19 protein-coding genes and 1 tRNA gene are annotated in these 21,201 nt (G+C 55.4%); 4 read left to right on the forward strand and 16 right to left on the reverse strand.

Annotation, left to right across the window (positions count from 1 at the left end):
* Nucleotides 1-78: 78 nt before the first annotated feature.
* Nucleotides 79-366, forward strand: a complete 288-nt coding sequence (locus MWU60_RS05350) for a DUF1330 domain-containing protein (protein WP_247226090.1) — start codon at nt 79-81, stop codon at nt 364-366.
* On the opposite strand, the gene MWU60_RS05355 is transcribed toward MWU60_RS05350, so the two are convergent.
* The 7 genes from MWU60_RS05355 to MWU60_RS05385 are packed head-to-tail and all read right to left on the reverse strand — an operon-like array spanning nt 363 to nt 6,869.
* On the reverse strand, nt 363-1,292 hold the full coding sequence (locus tag MWU60_RS05355; RefSeq protein ID WP_247226091.1) for an AEC family transporter: 930 nt from the start codon (nt 1,290-1,292) through the stop codon (nt 363-365). The two genes, MWU60_RS05350 and MWU60_RS05355, sit on opposite strands and share 4 nt — an antisense overlap.
* 11 nt (nt 1,293-1,303) lie before the next feature.
* The gene (locus MWU60_RS05360; RefSeq protein WP_247226092.1) at nt 1,304-2,107 is read right to left on the reverse strand and encodes an MBL fold metallo-hydrolase; all 804 of its coding nucleotides are present in this window, start codon (nt 2,105-2,107) and stop codon (nt 1,304-1,306) included.
* Nucleotides 2,104-2,892 (reverse strand): TatD family hydrolase, encoded by a 789-nt coding sequence (locus MWU60_RS05365; protein ID WP_247226093.1) that lies wholly within the window; start codon nt 2,890-2,892, stop codon nt 2,104-2,106. The genes MWU60_RS05360 and MWU60_RS05365 overlap by 4 nt, the downstream gene beginning before the upstream one ends.
* A gap of 10 nt (nt 2,893-2,902) precedes the next feature.
* Nucleotides 2,903-4,009, reverse strand: a complete 1,107-nt coding sequence (locus tag MWU60_RS05370) for a DNA polymerase III subunit delta' (RefSeq protein ID WP_247226094.1) — start codon at nt 4,007-4,009, stop codon at nt 2,903-2,905.
* Nucleotides 4,006-4,614, reverse strand: a complete 609-nt coding sequence (gene tmk / locus MWU60_RS05375) for a dTMP kinase (protein WP_247226095.1) — start codon at nt 4,612-4,614, stop codon at nt 4,006-4,008. The genes MWU60_RS05370 and tmk overlap by 4 nt, the downstream gene beginning before the upstream one ends.
* Nucleotides 4,611-5,792, reverse strand: coding sequence for a D-alanyl-D-alanine carboxypeptidase family protein (locus MWU60_RS05380; RefSeq protein WP_247226096.1), 1,182 nt, complete (start codon nt 5,790-5,792; stop codon nt 4,611-4,613). Before MWU60_RS05380 ends, tmk begins: the two co-directional genes overlap by 4 nt.
* A gap of 24 nt (nt 5,793-5,816) precedes the next feature.
* Nucleotides 5,817-6,869, reverse strand: a complete 1,053-nt coding sequence (locus tag MWU60_RS05385) for an SPOR domain-containing protein (protein WP_247226097.1) — start codon at nt 6,867-6,869, stop codon at nt 5,817-5,819.
* 244 nt (nt 6,870-7,113) lie between these two features.
* Between MWU60_RS05385 and MWU60_RS05390 the strand changes: the two genes are divergently transcribed.
* Nucleotides 7,114-7,203 (forward strand) — tRNA-Ser (locus MWU60_RS05390).
* A 493-nt stretch (nt 7,204-7,696) separates the two neighbouring features.
* Here MWU60_RS05390 and MWU60_RS05395 read toward each other — a convergent pair.
* The 4 genes from MWU60_RS05395 to MWU60_RS05410 are packed head-to-tail and all read right to left on the reverse strand — an operon-like array spanning nt 7,697 to nt 11,836.
* Nucleotides 7,697-8,887, reverse strand: coding sequence for a CoA transferase (locus MWU60_RS05395; protein WP_247226098.1), 1,191 nt, complete (start codon nt 8,885-8,887; stop codon nt 7,697-7,699).
* On the reverse strand, nt 8,887-10,395 hold the full coding sequence (locus tag MWU60_RS05400) for a tripartite tricarboxylate transporter permease (protein WP_247226099.1): 1,509 nt from the start codon (nt 10,393-10,395) through the stop codon (nt 8,887-8,889). Before MWU60_RS05400 ends, MWU60_RS05395 begins: the two co-directional genes overlap by 1 nt.
* A 3-nt stretch (nt 10,396-10,398) precedes the next feature.
* A complete protein-coding gene (locus tag MWU60_RS05405) occupies nt 10,399-10,869 on the reverse strand; it encodes a tripartite tricarboxylate transporter TctB family protein (protein ID WP_247226100.1) in 471 nt (156 codons plus the stop codon).
* A 4-nt stretch (nt 10,870-10,873) separates the two neighbouring features.
* A complete protein-coding gene (locus tag MWU60_RS05410) occupies nt 10,874-11,836 on the reverse strand; it encodes a tripartite tricarboxylate transporter substrate binding protein (protein WP_247226101.1) in 963 nt (320 codons plus the stop codon).
* 123 nt (nt 11,837-11,959) lie between these two features.
* On the opposite strand from MWU60_RS05410, the gene MWU60_RS05415 reads away from it, so the two are divergent.
* Entirely contained in the window at nt 11,960-12,847 is an 888-nt protein-coding gene (locus tag MWU60_RS05415; RefSeq protein ID WP_247226103.1) for a LysR family transcriptional regulator, read from the forward strand.
* A 357-nt stretch (nt 12,848-13,204) separates the two neighbouring features.
* Here MWU60_RS05415 and MWU60_RS05420 read toward each other — a convergent pair whose 3' ends face one another.
* The 4 genes from MWU60_RS05420 to MWU60_RS05435 form a co-directional block, all read right to left on the reverse strand.
* A complete protein-coding gene (locus MWU60_RS05420; protein WP_247226104.1) occupies nt 13,205-14,464 on the reverse strand; it encodes a TULIP family P47-like protein in 1,260 nt (419 codons plus the stop codon).
* A complete protein-coding gene (locus MWU60_RS05425; protein ID WP_247226105.1) occupies nt 14,454-15,953 on the reverse strand; it encodes a TULIP family P47-like protein in 1,500 nt (499 codons plus the stop codon). Before MWU60_RS05425 ends, MWU60_RS05420 begins: the two co-directional genes overlap by 11 nt.
* Nucleotides 15,950-17,683: a TULIP family P47-like protein gene (locus MWU60_RS05430; RefSeq protein ID WP_247226107.1), complete on the reverse strand. Its 1,734-nt coding sequence runs from the start codon at nt 17,681-17,683 to the stop codon at nt 15,950-15,952. The genes MWU60_RS05425 and MWU60_RS05430 overlap by 4 nt, the downstream gene beginning before the upstream one ends.
* Before the next feature lie 80 nt (nt 17,684-17,763).
* Nucleotides 17,764-18,393, reverse strand: a complete 630-nt coding sequence (locus tag MWU60_RS05435) for a hypothetical protein (RefSeq protein ID WP_247226108.1) — start codon at nt 18,391-18,393, stop codon at nt 17,764-17,766.
* Between the two features lie 109 nt (nt 18,394-18,502).
* Between MWU60_RS05435 and MWU60_RS05440 the strand changes: the two genes are divergently transcribed.
* Nucleotides 18,503-19,159 carry a hypothetical protein gene (locus MWU60_RS05440; RefSeq protein ID WP_247226109.1) on the forward strand — a complete coding sequence of 219 codons (657 nt, stop codon included), beginning with the start codon at nt 18,503-18,505 and terminating at the stop codon, nt 19,157-19,159.
* Here the strand turns inward: MWU60_RS05440 and MWU60_RS05445 are convergent.
* Complete coding sequence (locus tag MWU60_RS05445) at nt 19,138-20,775, reverse strand: tetratricopeptide repeat protein (protein ID WP_247226112.1); 1,638 nt, start codon at nt 20,773-20,775, stop codon at nt 19,138-19,140. The genes MWU60_RS05440 and MWU60_RS05445 overlap by 22 nt on opposite strands.
* Nucleotides 20,776-21,201 lie beyond the last annotated feature (426 nt).

Below are 21,201 nucleotides of genomic sequence, written 5' to 3' on the forward strand. Positions count from 1 at the left end.
GCGCTCACAAAATCGCAGCTGCTTGTCATTTCGACCAAGACAGGCAAGCGTGAGCCCAACCAATCAAAGGAGCGCACCATGCCCAAAGGCTATATCATTGGACATATCACCGTCACGAACCCGGAGGCCTATCAAGAATACATCATCCGCGACACACCGATCATCGAAAGCTACGGTGGCAGGCCCTTGGTACGCGGTGGCCCGTCTGAAGAACCAGAAGGCCCACAATTTGACCGGCATGTGGTGTTTGAGTTTGATGATTTCGCGCAGGCCAAGGCGCTTTACAACGATCCTGAATATCAAGAGGTGGCGCGCATCCGGCGCGAAAACGCAACCAGCATGATTGTTCTGGTCGAAGGCGTCTAGGGCAGTACGGACAACCAGACCCAAACGGACAGGACCGATAAAGCGGTTGCCACCAACACCGATGAGGCCGCAACACGGCGGGCTTTGCCATACATGTTCGCAAACACATAAGCGTTGATCCCCGGTGCCATTGCAGCCGTCAGGATTGCTGAGCGGAGTGCTGCATCTGACAAATCATTGGCCTTTGCCAGCCCCCAAACCAAAAGCGGCTGCAAGATTAGCGATACGGCAACAACGAACATGATCGTGCGCATGTCGCCTTCGGGCCGGTAGCGATACAGCACACCGCCCAATCCAAAAAGGGCCGCAGGCAAAGCCGCCCGCACCATCAGGTCAATCGCGTCTGTCAAGACAACAGGCAGCGGGATGCCGCCCAGATTGACGATGAACCCCAAGCTGATCCCCACGATCAGCGCATTGTGGAACATCGCATTCAGCACCTTGCCGGGCAGTGCTGCGATGCTGCCGCCCCGATTGCGCGCGATCTCCATCGCGGTAATGCCGACGGCATAGCAAAATGGCGAATGGATCGCGATGATGGCATAGTTGGCTTCAAGTGCGCTGACCCCATAGGCCCGTTCGGTGATCGGCAGGCCCAGCAACAGCGAATTCGCGAAGAGGCAGCAAAACCCGATGGCAACGCTGTCTTCCCAGTCGCGTGCGAAAATATAGCGCCCGCCCAGCATTCCGATCATGAAGCAGGCGAAGGCTGCGATGTAATAGCTGCCCATCAACCCCAGATCAAAGTTCTGGCCTAGGTCCAGCGTCGAGATCGCCCGAAACAAAAGACAGGGGATGGCAAAGCCTTGGGTGAACTTCATCAACCCATCGACGCCTGCATCGCTGAAATACCCTTTCCAGACAGCGACATATCCAAAGCCGATAACCAGAAAGACCGGCAGAATAACATCAATCAGCGCGGCCATTGGGTATCCCTTTATTCGGCGTCGACTGTCAGGGTCATGCCATCATAAGCCGGTTGGATATGTTCTGGCGTCTCTGCCGCGACCGTCGCATAATCCAGATCATTGTGCATATTGGTCAGGATTGCGCGTTTCGGCGCCACCCGCGCGATCCATTCCAGCGTATTGGCCAAATGCGAATGTGTGGGATGTGGGTCGCGCCGCAGCGCATCCACGATCCAGCAGTCCAACTCGTCCAGCATGGGCCAGACATCATCCGGGATCGTTGATACGTCAGGCAGATAGGCGACATCGCCAATACGGAAACCTAATGCTTCAATATTACCATGTTCCACCTCAAACGGGCGCAGAACAATGTCGCCCCCTGCCCCGCTGACCGTGATATCGCCCTTGATCGCATTCAACTCGCAGATCGGCGGATAGTTCGATCCTTTCGGCTGCGCAAAGATGTACCCAAACCGGCCCAACAGGTCGTTGCTGGTGTCGCCATCGGCCCAGACCTGCAAGCGTTCGCGCATGTTGAACACGATCATCCGCAGATCATCAATGCCGTGGACATGATCGGCGTGCGCATGCGTATAAACGACAGCGTCCAAGCGGCCCACTTCGGCGGCGAGCAGCTGCGCGCGCAGATCGGGCGACGTATCAATCAAGACCCGCGTGATCTGATCTTTGCTGGTCCGCGTCACCAAAAGCGAACAGCGGGTGCGGTGGTTTTTGGGGTTGGATGGATCACACGCCCCCCAAAGCCCTCCAAGACGTGGCACACCACCCGAAGAGCCACAGCCCAATATCCGAAAACTGATCTGATCGGTCATTGCACGGCCTTCCAGAACAGGCGGTCGAAGTTTGCAGTCGTTTGCTTGGCAAAATCTTCGTAGGACAGACCAAATACCTCAGCCCCTACTTTGGCTGTATGGGCCGTGTACGCGGGTTCATTGCGTTTGCCCCGAAATGGCGGCGGCGCCAGATACGGGCTATCCGTTTCGACCAACACGCGGTCAATGGGGGCCGTTGCAAAGATATCGCGCAGTTCCTGACTTTTTGGAAAAGCTGCGATGCCTGACATGGAGAGGTAGAAACCCATGTCCAGCGCGGCTTTGGCCAGTTCAGCACCGCTGGAAAAGCAATGCATGACGCAGGTGTAGGCTCCGTTGTCGAATTCCTCACGCAGGATCCGCGCCATATCATCATCGGCGGCCCGCGCATGAATAATCAACGGCAGCTTTGTTTCACGTGCGGCCGCAATATGCACCCGCAAGGATTGCTGCTGAATATCAGCGCTTTCAACGGTGTAGTGATAGTCCAGACCCGTCTCACCAATACCGACAAATTTGGGATGCTCAGCCAAGGTGACCAGCTCTTCGAACGTGGCAAGCGATTCATCAGCCGCACTCATCGGATGGGTGCCTGCCGCATAAAAGACAGGCGCATAGGTTTCAGCTATCGCACGCACCTGTGGTTCCAGCCGCAACTTGGTGCAGATCGTGACCATACGGGTCACGCCAGCATCAAGCGCACGCGCAATCAGGTCGTCCCGCTCACCATCGAAATCAGGGAAATCAAGGTGGCAGTGGCTGTCAACGATGGTCGCTTGGGTCATTTCGCGGCTTTCAGGCTACGGCGGTCCCTTGTGCCGTCTCTTCAATCTTGAAAATCATATCAAGTATCAACGCCGCAGGGTCAAGGTTCACCGCGCGCCCATGCCGTGACCGATCTGTCAAATCCTGCTGAAGCTGCGCCCAGTTGCGCGCCGCGCGATCATCCGGCGCGATACGCGCCAAAAGCCGCGCCTCTCCGGGTGCACCTTGCGCGGCAGGCTCGCCCATCAGTCCGGCACGCGCGGCACGCGACAAAAAGAGATCAATCAGATCAAGCGTCATGCCGAACCGCACTTCGCCGGTCTTTCCCACGCAAGCGTCCGCAAGCCGCAGCGCCGAGGGCCGGTCAATGCGGGGCAGTTTGTCCAAGGTTTTGACCAACTCAGCATAGAGCGCCAGCCCATCATGGTTCAGCAACCGGATCGCATCACCGGCAGAACCACCAGCAAGTGCAGCAAGGCTCTCTGTCTGGTCAGAGTGGTGCCCGGCCTGCACCAGTGCCCGGTGCAGATCATCGGCGTTCAACCGGGCACAACGCAATTCGCGACACCGCGACCGGATCGTTGGCAGCAGGCGCGACGGCTGGTGTGCAATCAACAGGATCGTGCAGTTTGCCGGTGGCTCTTCAAGCTCCTTCAGGATCGCATTGGCCGCATTGCGGTTCAATTCATCCGCAGCGTCCACGATGACCACACGACGGCCGCCGTCAGCGGCAGACATATGAAAGAACTTTTTCAAGCCGCGCACCGCATCAACGGTGATGTCGGATTTCAGCTTCTTCGTCTTGTCGTCCCACGGGCGTCGGATAAGTGACAGGCGCGGATGCGCCCCGGCCTGGATCAATCGGGCATCGGGGTGTTCGGGATCAATGGCAAGCGTTGGATCACCGAAAAGACCAACGTCCGGGTCAGACAGCAGAAAAGTAGCGATCTTCCACGCCAACGTGGCTTTTCCCACGCCGCGCGGCCCGGTGATGAGCCAGCCTGAATGCAACCGCCCTGCCCCGAAAGCTTCAAGAAAATCCGCCTCGGCCTTGGACTGGCCAAAGAGGTCGCGGGTTTCACGCGGATGCGGAGCACCCGCAATCCGATCGGGTTCAGGGATGTCATCGTCGCTCATGCGTGCGCCGAGATTTCGCTGGCGATCTGGTCGGGCGTGCGGTTGCCGTCGATCAGGACGCAGCGCTTGGGATTGTCATGGGCCAAAGCGAGAAAGCCATGGCGCAAGGTTTCCTGAAATCCCAGCCCGAAGTCCTCAAACCGGTCTTCACCTGATTTGCGGGCCAGACCACGCTCAAGCGCTGTGGCGGGGTCCATATCAATAATGAAAGTCAAATCTGGTTCGCGTCCGATCATAAGCCTGTGCAGCTTATCGACCATGCCACGCAGATCACCGCGCGTCGCCCCTTGGTAGACGCGCGTGCTGTCGGCAAAGCGATCCGAGATCACTGTCTTGCCTTGTGCCAAGGCAGGCTCAATCGTTTTTTCCAGATGATCCCTGCGCGCGGCAGTGAAAAGCAAAATCTCGGTTTCCGGCGACCAGCGGTCAGGATCACCCGTCAGCACCAGTTGGCGAATTTCCTCGGCCCCGGGGCTGCCGCCTGGTTCACGGGTTAATACGACATCTTGATTTTGGGCACGCAGATGATCAGCAAAGCGACGCGATTGCGTCGACTTGCCAGAACCATCAATGCCTTCAAATGTAATAAAGCGTGGCGCGGTCATGCCTCCTCGGCCACCTCGTCGCCGCTACCGGGTCCGTATTTCTGCCACAGGACCAACGCCGCGGTGCGCATCCGGGTAGCAAAGCCACCACGCGCAACATCAGCGTCCGCCACCAAAGGAATGCGCTTTTCAGGAAGCTCATCAAGCGTGATCACCAATTCACCCAACTGTTGTCCGGCACTGATCGGCGCCTCAATCGGGCCATTATAGACCACTTCGGCGTCAATATCGCCTTGGTTCAAAACCGGGACCAAGAGCGAAAAATCTTCTGCAACCGTAAGGCCAACGGTCGGTAACTCACCCATCCAGACATCAGCAGAGGCGATCCGCGTTCCCGCTTCGGCCACTTCTTTTTCCGCAAACTGGCGAAACGCCCAATTGATGATTTTAGAGGATTCCTCGGCCCGTTCCTGCCGTGTTTCAAGCCCGGTAATCACGAAAATCACACGGCGGTCGCCCTGTTTGGCAGACCCGACAAGGCCGAACCCTGCTTCCTCGGTATGGCCGGTTTTAAGGCCATCGGCTCCGATCCCCATCGACAACACCGGGTTGCGGTTGCGAGAATTAGACGGGACCCGCCCGTCAAAAGCAAACTCTGTTTCGGCAAAGAGCGGGTAGAAAGTTGGGAAATCGGTGATCAGCCGATTGGCCAGAATACCAAGGTCTTCCATCGACATCCGGTGCCCGGCGGCAGGCCAGCCGCTTGAATTGACGAAGGTCGAATTCATCATGCCCATCTGGCGGGCCCGATCCGTCATCATCCGGGCAAAGCCCGCTTCAGTACCATCCGGCGATAGTGCCTCGGCCAAAACGACGCTGGCATCATTGCCAGAGACCACGATGACGCCGCGCAACAAATCCTCGACTGATACCCGGTCGGTAGTATCAAGAAACATCGACGACCCGCCAAAGCTGGCGGCGTGGCTTGAAACGGCAAGTTCCTCGTTGATATCAAGGCGGCCATCAGCGACAGCCTCAAACGCCATGTAGATCGTCATCAGCTTTGACATTGACGCAGGCGGCAAAGGGTTTTGCGCATTTTTCGACAGTAGCACGGTGCCGGTTGTCTGATCGTAAATATACGCGGCCTCTGCCTTGGTCTCAAACGCATGCGCCCAAAACGGGGCCGCTATGAATGTGGCGGCCAAAGCAAGACGGCGAAAGCATCCAAAACGCATCTTGGGGGGTCCTTTCCTGATCCGCTATTCTTCGTCGGCTTCGTCTTCGATCACAAAGGCATCGACAAAGCCCAATTGCTTAAGCTGCGCAATCTGACCTGTGTCGGTCAACGGCCCGGCAATCACGCGCCAGACGGTGCGACCGCCGAGCTCTTCGGGTAAGACAGCCGCCTGAATGCCGGATGCAATAATCGTCTGCGCGGCGCCTCCGGCGTTGGCTTCAACACTAAACACTCCGATTTGCGCAGTCGATCCTTGCGGCAAAGGTTCTGTCGGCACGACCGGTTCAGGCGCAGGTGCCGCAAGCACGGCAGAGACGTCAATGGTTTCGGCCCCTTCTGCTGCATCATCCTCGCCATCGGCAGTGACAGCAGCAGCGGCAGTTTCGGTTGCTGTCTGCGTCGCAGATGCAGTCGCTGCCGCAGCCTGTTCAGCGGCAGCGGTTGCCGCTTCCAATGCGGGTGGCAGCACGACCGCAGTCGCCGCAGCAGCAGTTGCGGCCCCATCTGTTTCGCTCGCCTCAACCGGATCAAGCGGTTCAGCCTCAATTGTCACAGGTGCCTCCAGGCTGGCAACAACAGGGTTTTCGGCATTTGCAGGATCGGTGGTGATGACCGTTTCCTCGCGACGCAGCACAATAACGTTCAGTTCCGTCGGGGATCCGGCCAGAATACCAAGCTCTTCTGCGGCATCAGACGACACCTGCAACAAAGGTCCGGGGTTCTCGCGCTCGCGGCGGAACAGCGCGCCAACGATCGAGCGGCCGTTTTCGGTGTTGCGAATGACGACGCGGTCAGGATCCTGCACATCAGGGTGCGCAACCCAGACACCACCCAGTGAAGGGCGTCCGTCCCACAGACCGCGGTCCGTGACTTCGAAGATATCCGGGCGTTCAATATCGCTGCTTTGAACCCGCTGGTTTGGCGCATTTGCAGGCACCGGAGCCTGCGTTTCAGCGCCTTCGGATGTGGGGAAGGCAAATTCGCCATTCTCATCACATGCCGCCAGCCCCATCGCCGTGATCAGCGCCAGTGATATCGGCCACCTTTTAGCGCTCAAAAACACTTTGCCCGTCATTCTTTGCCCCTTCATTGCGCCCCGGAATACCGGGGCTTCAGCCGTTTTCGGCCGCATTTATTGCTGCTCAGCATCTGTCGGGTCGGCCCCAAAACGCAGTCCCACGGGACAATCGCCCACCTAAGGTGCGACGATAGCGCCGGTTTGGCCGTTTTGAAAGAGTCTTGGGCAAATTGTCGGCGGATTTCCCCAAAGCGTGAACCTGCTTTTCGAATCACAAATGACCCGCTAACAGGGCTATGTCGGAGGAGTGGCAGAGTGGTTGAATGCACCGGTCTTGAAAACCGACGTAGGTGAAAGTCTACCGTGGGTTCGAATCCCACCTCCTCCGCCAGAAATAAGGCTCTTGTAAATAAGGAGTTTTATTGATTTTTCGGTCATCTTATTGACCACAAAACCGGCTAATGATGCGGCTTCAGCCGCGCGGTTCTCTCAACCAGACCGTTGTGTGAACAAATTCTTGGGCCGGAGATAATCGTCAACTTTTCAGATTTCGCGAAGGAATGCAGATTACGGCAGAACAACGTGACTTACTGACTTGCGAGGTCGAAGAAGATCGCGATGCATTGCTAGGGTCAGGACCCACGCCAAAGCGATGTAATGACCATTGACCGGAAAGTTCTTGGGACATGGTACACGGACGAAATCGCAGCTTCATCCTTCACGCTGAGTGAGAACAGAGACTTGAATTCGAAGCACCCACTTGTTGGATGCTTCGCGACTGCATCATTGAGTGGTATCAAGGCGACCCGATCATAGTTTGCATCATATGCGTTGCAAAAAAGTGGGCAGGACGCGGATCACCTCTATGCGGCAATGTGCTGATGTCAATCAGCCGTTTCAACGACGCCGTTGGCGAGCATTTCATTGATCTCAGCATCGGCAAAACCAAGATTACTCAGGACTGACAGACTGTCAGCGCCCAAGCGATGAGGCGGCGTATTTGGCAACGCAGAGCCACACGTGAACGGTAACCCCGGAAAACCTGCCGGGCCGCGCGTCGCAAAACGCCGGTCAACTGCAGGAGGCAGATCAAGCGCCTCAGCCAGTCCACGCAAGCGCGCGCATGGCACGCCTGCTGCCAGCAGGATATCTTCCCACTCAGCGGCTGATTTCGTCAGTAAGACTGCCGCTAACTCCTTCACAATATCAGCGCGGTTTTCATTCCGCGCATCTGGAGTCGCAAACCGTGGATTGTTCAGCCATTCTGCCCTGTCGATTGCAGTCGCCAGCGCTTGGAACTGGGCCTCTTCGTTCACGCCAAGACTTATGTGTCCGTTCTGACAGGCGAATGTTCCGGCCGAGGGCGACCTACTGTTGGCAGCGTTTCCGCGTCGTTGCGGTTCTATCCCTGTAAGATGGTGGTCGGTGATCATGGACGACATCAACGCGAATGCCGTCTCTAGCATCGACACATCGACGAAACTACCCTCGCCGGTTTGGCTGCGCGCCGTCAGCGCTGACATGACACCCAAGGCCCCCGCCATGCTTGTGGCATAGTCAATGATTGGCGCACCTGTGCGCATTGGCCCCGTGTCCGTGTCCCCTGTCAGGGCCATGAGACCACTGATCGCCTGAATATTGATGTCATAGGCCGGAGCATCTGACATCGGGTTGTCGCGTCCATAGCCGGTCATCGCGCAGTGGATCAGACGGGGGTTGATGGCCCTTGTGTGGCGTTCTGTGAGTGTAAGCCGCTCTAGGGTTGAGGGGCGATGGTTTTCGACCAGCACATCGGCCGAGCGTATCAGCCGGGCGAAAACCTCGCGACCTTCGGGACATTCTAGGTCCACTGCGAGATAGCGTTTGCCTGCTCCTTGAGTCTGGAATGCCGTGCTCATCCCGTCTGATGCGCGGTCGGGATCACTGCCGCCGCGGTAACGCATCGCGTCTCCCCGGCCCGTCCCTTCAACCTTGATGACCTCTGCCCCTAACTGACCCAGATAGTAAGCACAGGCCGGTCCCGCCAGAACATGGGTCCAGTCGACAACCCGGATGCCTTTCAATGGTGCGGTCATCATACATCCCTCAGTGAGGCGGCCCGCGCCTGTTTCTTAACGCTGCGCACCCGTGCAATCATTGCCGTGATGCCGATCAAAAGGAACACCAGTGCAATGGGACGGGTCAGAAAGATCATTAGTCCGTTGTCGCTCAGCAGCAGCGCCTGGCGAAAGGCTTCTTCCGCGCCGCCGGCGAGAACGAAAGAGATCACGAAGGCTGCTGGATTGAACTGCAGTTTGCGCATCGCCCATCCGGCAAATCCCGCGGCGACCATGACGTAGACATCGAACAGGTTTCCGCGCGACGTGTAGGCCGCAACAAACGAGGTCAGAAAGATGATGGGATAGAGCACCTGTGTCGGAATACGCGTGATGAACCGTCCAACGTAGGCCGCGCCATAGTACCCGATCACGCCATACATCACGATCCCGATCAACCCGCAGGCGAACAGCGCAAAGACCAGATCGCGGCTCGTCAGAAACATCGTCGGCCCGATTTGGATGCCGTGGATCAAGAAGACTCCGATCAGGATTGCGCCAATGGTCGAGCCGGGAATGCCCAGAGTCAGCAAAGGCGCCATGGACGGTCCGCTCACCGCGTTATTCGCCGCCTCGGGCGCGGCGATCCCTTCGAGCGCTCCTTTACCCCAGTCGTCAGGGTTCTCCGCACGACGCTTGCCCTCTCCGTAAGCCACAAAGGCGGCGATGGCGGATCCCAGCCCCGGTAGCATCCCGATGAACGAGCCGATTAGCGCCGAGCGGATGACATGCGGTACGCAAGGTTTGTACTCGGCCCAGGTCAGCGCATTGCGCGCGGCATCGCCTTCGCCGGTTATCACCATCTCCGCTTTGGCCCCGCGTTCCTCGATCTGGGTGAAGACCTCGCCCAAAACGAAGATACCGATCATCAGGGGTACCAAGGAGATACCATTGGTCAGATCGAAACTGCCGAAGGTGAAGCGCTCGGTCGAACTGATGGGATCCAATCCGATCATCGCCACAAGGATGCCAAGGGCCGCCGAAGCTAGACCCCGCGTCACGGATTTACCAATGACGGAGCCGATCACGACGAACGCCGCAAAGTAGACCGCGAACAACTCTGGGGGTCCAAGCTTCAGCGCGATGGCAGCGATCCATGCGACCCCAATGATTAAAAGGATCTCGCCGGTGAAGTCACCAATCACCGACGAGATTGTCGCGACCTTCATCGCTTTGCCCGCTTTGCCTTGTTGGGCCAGAGGATACCCGTCCAGCTGCGTTGCCGCCGAGGCAGCTGTGCCCGGTGTGTTGAACAGGATCGCAGCAATAGATCCGCCATATCGCCCCGACTTTCCAATGACATAGAGGAAGGCGAGCGCCGGCAGTGGCTCCATGTAGAACGTGAGCGGCAGGAGCATCGCAATCGCAGCAGAGGCCGTCAGGCCCGGAATGGCACCCACGATCATCCCCACAATGGAGGCCAAAAATACCCAGCCTAACAGGATTGGGTCGCCCAAAACCGTGACAAGGCCAGTGAAGATATCCATCGCTCAATAGCCTCCGATGACATCAAGCAGGTCGAACCACTTGCCAAGTGGTGGAAAGACACCCAACGCAACAAAGAAAATACTATGATAGACGGCAGGACAAAGCGTTGCCGCAGCAGCAAGGCCGATCGGATTACGAACCCCGAAGATATAGAGGGCCAGAGGGGCGGCTAGCGCGGTACCAAGAAGATAGCCAAACGCTGAGATCGACCAGACATAGACTAGCGACAGGACCAAAAGCGCGCCGATAGCCGGAAGATGCCGCCGCTCTATGGCTGGCGATGGCTTTTTGCCCCAAAGCTCTGCAATCCCCAGCAACATCAGCGCCACCGACCCGCCCAGCGGAAAGTACCGTGCGCCCCAACGCCCGTATTGATCAAGGCTAATGCCCATGCTTGTGACGATTGCGCTCATCCCGATCAGGATGAGCGCCAGGCCGACGGCCCGCGAGGCGGGAGCTGCCTCTGCGGACATTGCGTTATCCTTGCGACTTCAGCGCATTGATGACGGGTTGGGTGTCTTCCTGCATCTGGCGCAACAGTGTCTCAGTATCAGCCCCGTTCAGGAACGCAGGCACGTTGCCGCGTTCGCGCATCAGGTCTGAAAACTGCTTGGTTTCGGTAATGGCCCTCAAGGCTGCTTCCATGCCGCTGATAATTTCGGGGGCTGTTCCCTTTGGAGCAAAGAACACGATCGGAGATGAAACCGCAACGTAATCAAAACCCAGCTCGGCCAGCGTCGGGACATCGTCACGGATCGCGTCGCGCGCGGGTGCGGCAAGCGCGAGGACTCGCAATTCGTTCTCAAAACCTGCGGCCTGCTGAATACCCACAAAGGCGAAATCGACCTGCGCGCCAATCACGGCTGCCCGGGTCGGACCACCCCCTTTGAACGGCACGTCCTGCGCCGCAAGGTCATTACGGTTGAGGAAGCTTTGGCCAGCAACATGGTGGAACCCACCACGCCCGTTGTGTGCCCACCGCAATGATCCCGGATTCGCCCTTGCGGCATCGACCAGATCTTGCACGTTTTGGAAAGGGCTGTTGGCCGGTACAATAACGGCTGGTGTCAGGTTGCCGATCTGAGCAATGATATCGAAGCTGTCGAACGGATTGACGTCTGTCTCGCGGAGCATCGAGGTTAATAGGAAAGACCCAGAAGAGGTGACCATTACCGTATTGCCATCGGGCCGTGCAGCGGCCGCTTCGGTAGCACCGGTAATACCGGAAGACCCCGGCTTGTTCACAATCACAAGCGGCACCGGCAGAATGCCGTCCGCCGAAGCCGCAGCCGCGCGCGCCAGGGCGTCCGTGCCGCCACCCGCTGAGTAGGGCAATATCGCATTGATGGGGCGGCGAGGCGCCCATTCGGCCAGCACAGGAGCTGCTGCCAGCATGGCAGAGGCTGACAGGCCAAGTCTCATAAAGTCGCGTCTTTCCATGATGTCCTCCCACAAACGTCGGCGCCTATTTTCGGCGCCGTCAAAGGTCTTGCTGGAGCTTAGCAAAGGACATAACATATAAAAAACGCAATTAATGCATTTATAAATCGAATAAATAGAACAATGAATATCCGATCTTTACGCATCTTCGTTTACGTGATGGAGGAAGGCACGCTAGCGCGGGCCGCAGACCGCATGCATCTAAGTCAATCCGCCGCAAGCCGGCAGCTGGCGCTCTTGGAACAGGAGTTTGACGTCAGCTTGTTCAGCCGGGATCAAAAGCGGCTGATCCCAACGCCTCAGGCTGAGACATTCTATCCAGAAGCCCTAAGCCTCCTTGCCCAGATCGACGATCTGCCGACTGTCTTCGGCCAGATGAATCAGGAAATGCGCAGCCCGCTTCGGATCGTCTCGCAAACACGGATTGCCAATGGTCTCGTTCTTCCCGCCATTGCCGAGTTTGCCGCAGTACACCCTGATCAACCGGTGAAGTTGGAAATCATGCTGCGGCGGGACCTGGGTCGTCGGATCATGCACCAGCGGTTCGATATCTGTGTCTCGGCGTTGCCGCTGCCAGTCGAGAAGCTGGACCCTATACCGCTCGGGGCCACCACGCTGTGCATTGCTTTGGCGCGCGGCCACCCGCTCGCTTCGCGTAAGCGCCTCGGGCCGCCAGACATGCGTGGTGTCCCCTACATTGCGCTTGACGATGCTACGGTGATGCGTCGTCTGATTGACAGCAAGGTCGTCGGGCTGGACAAACCGGCCTATGAGGTGTCAGTCGGCACAGCCGCCTATCGGCTGGTGCATGGAGGTCTCGGTTTTGCTTTCGCCGATTCCGTTTCTATTGATCCCGAGCTTGCAGATGGGATCGTATTGATCCCGTGGGAGCAGACGCTGACCATCGAGTTCGGCTATTTCGTCGCGGAGCGACGGGTAACAGAACCCGCGGCCCATGCCTTTGGCGAAATCCTCAAGCGGCAATTCAGGTGCAAGTCGGGGCAAAGGTAAAGTCGGGCGATCAAAAACAGTGACGGTCTCGAAACGTCTTCTGATTGGGTGGATGAACTATATATTCGATGAAACGGATAGCGCGCTTTGTGCTTTACGGGTCGCAACGCTGCATTAGGGTCACGCGCGCAAACAACCGTTTTTTGATCATCTACTATTTCTGAAACTGACGTTAAAGCGTCCGCAGAAAAAGCGCGGTTTGTCCGCGTCCAGAAGTCGTTGATCCGTTCGAAAACCAAGCCTGATTTTTGACCAGAAACATGCATTGCGGCGGGTCACTTTAAACAATCTGGGGCTTCTCATTTGATGAGGTTGCCGGACCGCCCGCAGGGGTGGCCCAAGCTATTTTGGTGACGCTCATTGCGCCATTTCTATCGTCGCCTTTCTCTCTACGTGCCCCGGCTCCAGGTCTTGGGCTTCTCCAAGCCAAAGCCAATCACCAAGCCCAGATTTGTCGACACGAAAATCCGGCAATCCCAGCCATGAAACCGGCTGAACAGACGGGCTGTTGAGAGACTGCATCCGTTTTGAGATGTTGGACAAAAGGGCCACGATAGGTTCGTGAAAGAAACCGACGATCCAATTTACAAACCAGCCGACCAAGACGTCCAGTCCCGGTGGCAAACCCACGCTATGCGTCACGCCAGGTTTTGGATCCACAGCGAACTGCACTTTGTGGTTCACGACCTTAAGCGGCATGTTCATGGTCAAATCGCAATTGAACGTGGTCCAAAGCGGCATCTTGCTGACGGTTTTGACCACACAGCGTAGATGGCCGGGAACCAAGGTGAACGTGATTGAATTAATCGTCGGATCGACCCACCAGATGCCGTGCTCCATCTTTGGCAACTTGATCGGCTTGCTATTGGCAATCACCTTTGACTTCGGATTGTACTTAAAGTGCGCTTTTGGTTTGAAACTGTTGTTGAGGTAAGGGAGTATGATCCGGTTCTGAACTGCGTGCTTTGACAGAGCAAAAATGCGATCCAGCTTTGGTTTGATAAGTTTAGGGTCCATCGTCGTATCAGTTATCGCCGTTTCGCATCCCATGATCGCAAGATAAGCAGACCCATCACCCAATTCGACATACCGCCATGCATTATGCGGCATTTCCAGGCCGCCGGTCGTTTTTGTAGCCACACTTGCAAACACAAACGAGACTTTATCGACGTGTTTTGACAGGCATGTTGGAACGACTTCGCGAACCACGTTGAGCTTCAGAGAAGGGATTTTGCCCGAAGGATCAACAATCCGCAGCGCATGAGCGCCTTCCTTTGAATTCGCCCGTTCAAGAGCATCTTCGATGTCAAATACCAGATGTTTCTGATCCGGTGTTTCAGGTACGGGGATGAGTTTAAGCGCAAGCTCGATCTTCATTACGACCCCGGTCAAATCGACGGCCTTTCCAGATCCTTGCATGCGGCCGGACGCGAACGGCACCTCAACATGCAAAAGTTGGCCCGAACCGCCTTTGACAATGCGCCAGGGGCCAAATTCACCCTCAACACGGACGTGCCTTTCACGATACCGAAACCCGGTAATGAGCTTGTCTTGGTCTGCGGCCAACACGTTATTCGCCGTGTCGACAGAAACGATTGAAACGGTATCAAACTTCATCGGTCATCTCCTCTTTTGGGCCATAAATCGCCTGGAATTCGGCGAAGGGGTTTGCAGACTTCATGCGATCATCAGGAAGCTGAAGCGTGCCGCTGATCTGCAAGGGGCCGACCAGACCAGCATTGGCCGGGTCAAGGATGGCACCATGCGGCCAGATGACATCGGTCCCGGCCTGTGCCAGCAAACCCGAAAGCCCGGGTCCATTTCCGTCCGCGACCATGTCGGCCACGAGGATGAACATCTGTCCTGCGGTCGCGAGTGTCCCACCGATCAAAGCAGCTGTGACAAGATATGCTGGAACTGCTGCAAGCCCGCCAGTAACGACGATACCTATGGCGGCGGCGACGGCCATGATAATTCCCAAGATAATCTCGGCAATGATCATACCCTTTGCGTGACGCGTATGGGATATCGGATCAGGTTTGCTGATCTCCTCGAATGAGAGGGTCTTTTCACCTTTCTTGTTTTTATCGAGCTTTATTGCACTGCGCGATGAGGCGTTGGTAACAGAATCGACACCGGGAATGATCGGTGTGCTGGTTTGCAGACTCATATCAAGGGCTGTGTTCAGAAGACTGACATCCATCTTTTCCAAAACCGGATTATAGGATTTCCCATCAACCTTCAGATCATGAAGTTGGGCGGCCCCTCGAAACGAGAGTGCAAGGTTTTTTGCATCGACCTCTACCGCGTCCTGCGGCAAGCCGGGAAAAGCGACCGGTAGAGATGGCGCGATCATGTCTGACAGAACACGTTCAGGAGATACCAATAAAGCGGCGCGGTCTCCGGGTCTAATGGCACCCGGTGACAACTCTGGAACAAGCGCATCACCGGTACGTCCCGCGGTTTGACAAAGAACGGCAAAGGTATCGTCGCTCAAGCCATCGTGGGCGCAATATGCGTACGTCGCATATGTGGGCCGGAGCCACGAAAAAGCTTCATCCTCCGCAACTGACTTGGCGATATTCACCACAGCAAAAACATGGGCGAACGTCAGCAAGTTTTCCTGAAGCCACATGCCCAAACCGCCGGTTACGGCTGCGCGATCCACGACAAATGGGCGTTGATCATAGTCTACATCTATAACCGAAACAGGTCGGAATCCTTCCGCGTCGACGTCTCGCGATACCATGAGACACCGCACCTCAACCGTGTCGTCACCCAAGGTGTCATGGGGAATGAAGTCGAGGCAAAGCGAGATCTCGGCCTGACCTGCGCCAATTTCGCGGGTGCCGTCTTCGTCGCTAATGACGAGGTCACGAAACGGCAAGCGCATGTGAATGTTCTTGCCATCGCCCCCCTCGCACATCGTCCAGTCACCGAATTTGGCCTGAACGATGGTGTCGTCGATTTTCTGTTGGAAACTCTGGGGCGATGTACCCGCCCCAGAGATTGCTGCGTTGACATCAAGAACCTGAACAGCTGAGACACAATCCCAATCATGTGTACTGACCGTTCCGTTCGTCAGGAAATGCTGATGCATGGTCATGACGACACCTTGTCCCAGGCAAAGCCAGCATTCCCGGTCACTTGAAAGGAACCGTTAAACTGGATCATTGTCACTTCGTAGTCAGAGGCCTCGGGCCACTGGATTGGCGCCATGATTTTTGCAGCAAAGAAGTCAAAGCGCGGCAGTTCGGTTTCACTGTCGAACCCAGCAACGATTTGAAGAATTTCCATGAAGGAGACGAGGCCACCACAAACTGATGCAATTATATTGGCACCAATTGCGGACAGACCCGCGCCAAACCACGCTTTGGCGGTCAGAAAGCCGTTTTTGATCCAACCGATCTGATCTGCTGCACCCAAAGCGCGAAGGTTGGACATTTGTTCGGCTGTCGCTTCTGCGGCTTCCATGCTTGCTGCCATTTCACCTGCAGCACCGCCGGCGGTCTCGGCCATCGCGATCTCGCGAACGTTTGCCCATTTGACTTTGAATAGTGAATAGGCCGAGGCAAACAACGAAATGCCTAAAAGTACCAATTCAACGATCTGCGCACCTTTGGTTTTTTTGACAACGATTTGATGATGCAGAAAATCGGTTGAAAGGGTGTCTTTTGGCGCAGGAATAAGACTAAAGCTTTGGTTTTCGTCGAGTTTTGCGGCCAGTCTGGAATTGAACTTGTGAAACACGTTGTACAGGAACCCAAAGTGCCAATAGTCGTGACGCAAGTCGGTGTAGCTCACGTCAAGGTAGGTTTCGGCAAACCGCAGGACAAAATCATTTGTACCAATGTCCGCCTCATAGCATTTTGACCCATCCTCATGCTTGCTGAAATCCATTTGGTCGATCTTGAGAGGAGCGGTGTTTTGAATTGCCGTTTCGTCATCAAAAATCTCAAAATAGTCGTCCGGCCAAACCTTGTTGGCGTCTTGTGTCAATGGACCCGAAAACAGATGCCCGGCACCGGGCAGGATCATCTTGGACAGGAACCGTTCCTTTGAGATTAGAAAGGATGACCGTTCATCAACCGGAATCGCATTGTGCGACACTTCGTGGGCCAGACCATCTGCGCTGCGCCCTTCAGTCATGCACAAGACGGCAAAGATACCGTCATCCGCGGGCATCAGATCCTTGACCGCATAGCTGATATGGGTGGGCATCATCCATTGGAAGGCGTCAACATCGGCCTTTTGATTAAGGTTAACCGATGCGAAGACGTGATTGAATTCCTGCAAATTGTCTGGGTCATTCAACCAATCGCTTAGCAGGCCGATAATCGTTCCGCGCTGCAGACCCGACATATCGCCACCATCATATTCGAGATCGAGAACAGCGACTGGGATAGCATCTTCACCTTCCGCGCCAGGCTTGGGCCCAAGGATTTTCAGATCGTGCCACAGACCGCCATCACTCGGACGGTCTGGCTGCGGAATAAAGTCGAATTTGACTTCAATAATGACATCCACATCATTGAACGTTTTTGGTGTGTCCGGGTCCGCGCTATCGTCAAGCAAGAGCGCCGATACAGGCAGCTTCATATGAGCGTTTTGGCCATCGCCGCCGGGGATCAGCGCCCAATCTTCGAAGGGGCCAGATATTGTCACCTCTCGGCTGCCCGCAGCTTCGGTAATGCTGAAATCTGAGGGGGAAGAACCCGCTTTCGAGATTGCATTATTGACGTCAGCAAAGCGGATCGCAAAGACCGTGTCCCACCCATTTGTGGGCGAGGTTGTCTCGTTCGCAGCGTCATTGAGAGTTAAATCATGTTTGGTCATTTGATGTCTCCTTTTTGAAATTTGGGCATAGAACTATCGGTCGCACAAATGCGTCATTCTATCTAAAGCGTTGATCTAATTTATTTTTGTGAGTTTCGGCCTATCCGCAGCAACGCGAATAATCCTGCCGCCAGCAGCCACGCCGACGCCGGAAGCGGCACAGGTGCGGGCTGACTGAGCGTATATTGGTAACTCAGGTCTGTTTGCTCGAACGTGCTGCGAAACGGCGTGCCGACATTTGCCAATGTGATCAAGAAGTCGGATCCATCTGCCACCGGTCCGGTGCCTACGCCGCCTTGGGTGTCATTGGCGGCCCAAGTTGCGAACCCCTGAATGACATACAAGACACCGTAATAAGTACCTGCTCCCAATGAAAGGTTTTCGAACAAGAGCCCGGAGTTCGATGAGGTTAGGTCAGTACGCGCCACAAGAGACAAGGCGCTTGAAGACGGGCCTATTTCAGAGGAGATTTCAAAAATCGCTTCGCAGACGCCAAAGCAGGCGATTGGCGCAGTATAGGTGACGCCTGTAAGATCGGCGCTTACGTTAAATTGTGATGCCGCTCCCGATTGAATGACGCCGGGGCCAAAGGCTGTTCCATTGTCGCCTCCGCCAACATCAAAGATCACCGTTTTTGCTTCGGCTATACTCGCACTGAGCAGAACGGGGGCGGCGACAATCGCCAATGATCTTAAAAAATTGTTAAACATAACTTACACTCCAACAAGAAAACGAAACAGGCTTGACCCCGCGTAATGCAAAACTTGTATATCAGGTATATGCTGATCGGCATATATCGCTTTAATCTAAGGAATTCTTATGCCGCGTAGACCTATCGCCCCTTGGCAAGAGGCCATTGCCGACCTTCAAACCGGAGACCTTATTTTCTGTCGGGGGATGATGTGGTCCTCTCGGTTGATCGAATTCTTCACTGGTGGCGTGTGGTCCCATGTCGCCATGGTCATCGACCCAAAGGATATCGACGACAGTCGTTTGGAAAAGGGACTTTACCTTTGGGAATCTACAAGCCTTGATGGTCACGACGTCAATCCTGAGGTTGCCAACCCCAAGACAGGACCGATGTTGGTCCGGTTAGAAGACAGGATCGAATACTATCTGACAAAAAGCGGCAGCTATAAATTACTGTCAGCCAGATACCTACACGCTGACCGCACGCCAGAGATGCTTCTCAAAATCAAGAAATTCGTAAATGATCCCGATGTGCGCAATTCCAAGTACCCTGAGGAATGGCATATCCTGTGGTATTATTTTCGAGAACGTTTTCTCACCGGGCGTAGAGAGAACACATTCTATTGCAGCGAATTGGTAGCGGCGACCTACCAAGCAGCTGGGCTCTTGCCGCCGGTCCCATCGGCACAGAGTTATTGCCCCCGGGACTTTTCTGAAACGGGCTTTGTCCCCAGGCTCAGGCGGTCAGAACTTGGACAAGAACTTCATATGGGCGTTGTTAAGTGATCGTGCGGCACGCCAATTGCTTTTGCAACATCGCCGTATTTCGAGTGACCTTTCAGCCGTAAGAACATGGGATCGCAACACCACCCCAAAAATAGCGGAACACGTTGAGATAGCCCCGCTTGGGCTGTTTCGATCGCTGTGTCAAAGTCACCAACAGCGATATGAACCATAGATTCGAAGAGTGGGGAATGAACTGGCGCTTTGCGCATACCCTCAAGCGTTTTTAGATGCCCATACGCAACCTCGGTCTTACCTGCGAGGCCGGCTACATATCCTGCAATTCCCACGAAAACAGCCGATATCGGATGCGCCTTCACGGCGCGGCCGATATACACGGCAGCCGCATCCAGATTGCCAACATCAGCCTGACACAGCGCCATCCATATCGTTGCGCGCAGGTTCCCCGGCTCCATGTCAAGCGCAGCAGAAAGGTGGTCAATCGCGCGATCAAGCTGTCCCGTGTCCCGAAAAACATGGCCCAAATGCACAAAGTTTGCGATAGCAATGGGGTTCAGCCGCATCCCCTGCTGCCCGACGTCCTGAGCCATTTCATGGCGACCCATGAATAGGTGCAACAGTGATGCCCAGACATAGCCATCTTCCCGCGACGGATCCATGCTAATCGCGCGTTCCAAACTGCGCTCGGCCTGCGCAAAATCCCAATCCCCAAAGAGCTGGGCATACCCAAGCGCGCCGTGGGCGGCACCAGAAAAGGGATCTAATTCCACCGCCGACTGAGCTGCGGCTTTCCCTGACTGTTGAAGATGCGTGGCGATGCCCGGCATATAGACAGCCATTTGATTTGACGCATTGGCCAGTCCGACATGCGCTTCAACGGATGTTGGATCTGCTTTGATTGCGTCGGTGAAAAGACCCATTGCTTGCTGCAACCCTTCTGGGGTGCGTTTATCAAACAAGTAGGACCCACGCCAAATATGATCCGAGACTGGCTGATCAATAAAGGCAGCCGCATCCTGTCTAAGTGGCGCACGATCAACCATCGCAACAAGGTCGATGCCGATTTCGGTTCCAATCCGAAGCAGATCATCAACGGTTCCCTGATATTGCCTTTCGAAGACGAGCTGTTCTTCTGCGACGTCGGTGCATGTCAGGCAGAGCGAAAGGGTTTCATCGGAAGGAATAAGGTCAATGCTTACCCAGTGAGAGATACCCAACTTTTCCTGGAGCAGCGGCCGTTGGAGGTCTGCTGACCTTGCAGTTTTTGTGGTGGGTAGATCAATAGTTCGAAATGTCCGTTTGGTGATGATTTCGCAAGCAGCGGAAACCAACATGCCCCCCAAATCGCTATCGTTCGCTTCTTGGACATCGAAAGCAAATATCGGACCTGTGTCGGCAGGTTCCGAAGCACTCTGCAAGTGGGTTTCAAGTGTATCGCGCAACCAAAGTGCTGTCGCCTCAGTGCGGTTTGTGACATCCAGCCGTTCTATGATCGCAGAAATATGGACCTTGATGGTACCTGGACTCAACCCGATGAGTTCGCCGATTTCCGCATTTGTGAACCCCTTGGATACATATCCAAGAACTTCGGTCTGGCGCTGCGTCAATACATCTATTTCTGACAAGGTAATTCCAGCTTCAAATGAGGATATCGTCATTCATCTCAGCCATTCAGGCAAGAAATTTATGTGACCCGCCGTTCTGATACGGTAGCAGCCAACCTGGTGGGATGGTAATCTTCCGAAAATTTGGGGGTGTCTGAAAGTAGAATTCTTCGAACGACAGAAGAGGAAATTAAAGTAAAGCGACGCGCAAATCATGGCGATGCTGAAATAGGCAGATACCGACGTGCATGTTGCTGATCTTTTTAGTGAGCATGGGCTGAGCAGCGCAAGCTTCGCTAGATGGCGATCCAAGTATGGACAACGGCCCTTCCATCTTTTTTGAGGTATTTCACAGTGATGTTCCGCATAAGCTAAACCCGTTTGTGTAGCTAAACGTGTATGCAGATAAGATGCAACAAGGATGAAACACCTTACGCATCAAAAACTCAGGTGGGATTTGATGGTGCCCCACACGGACTC

Source organism: Yoonia sp. F2084L, from assembly GCF_023015625.1.
Classification (GTDB): domain Bacteria; phylum Pseudomonadota; class Alphaproteobacteria; order Rhodobacterales; family Rhodobacteraceae; genus Yoonia.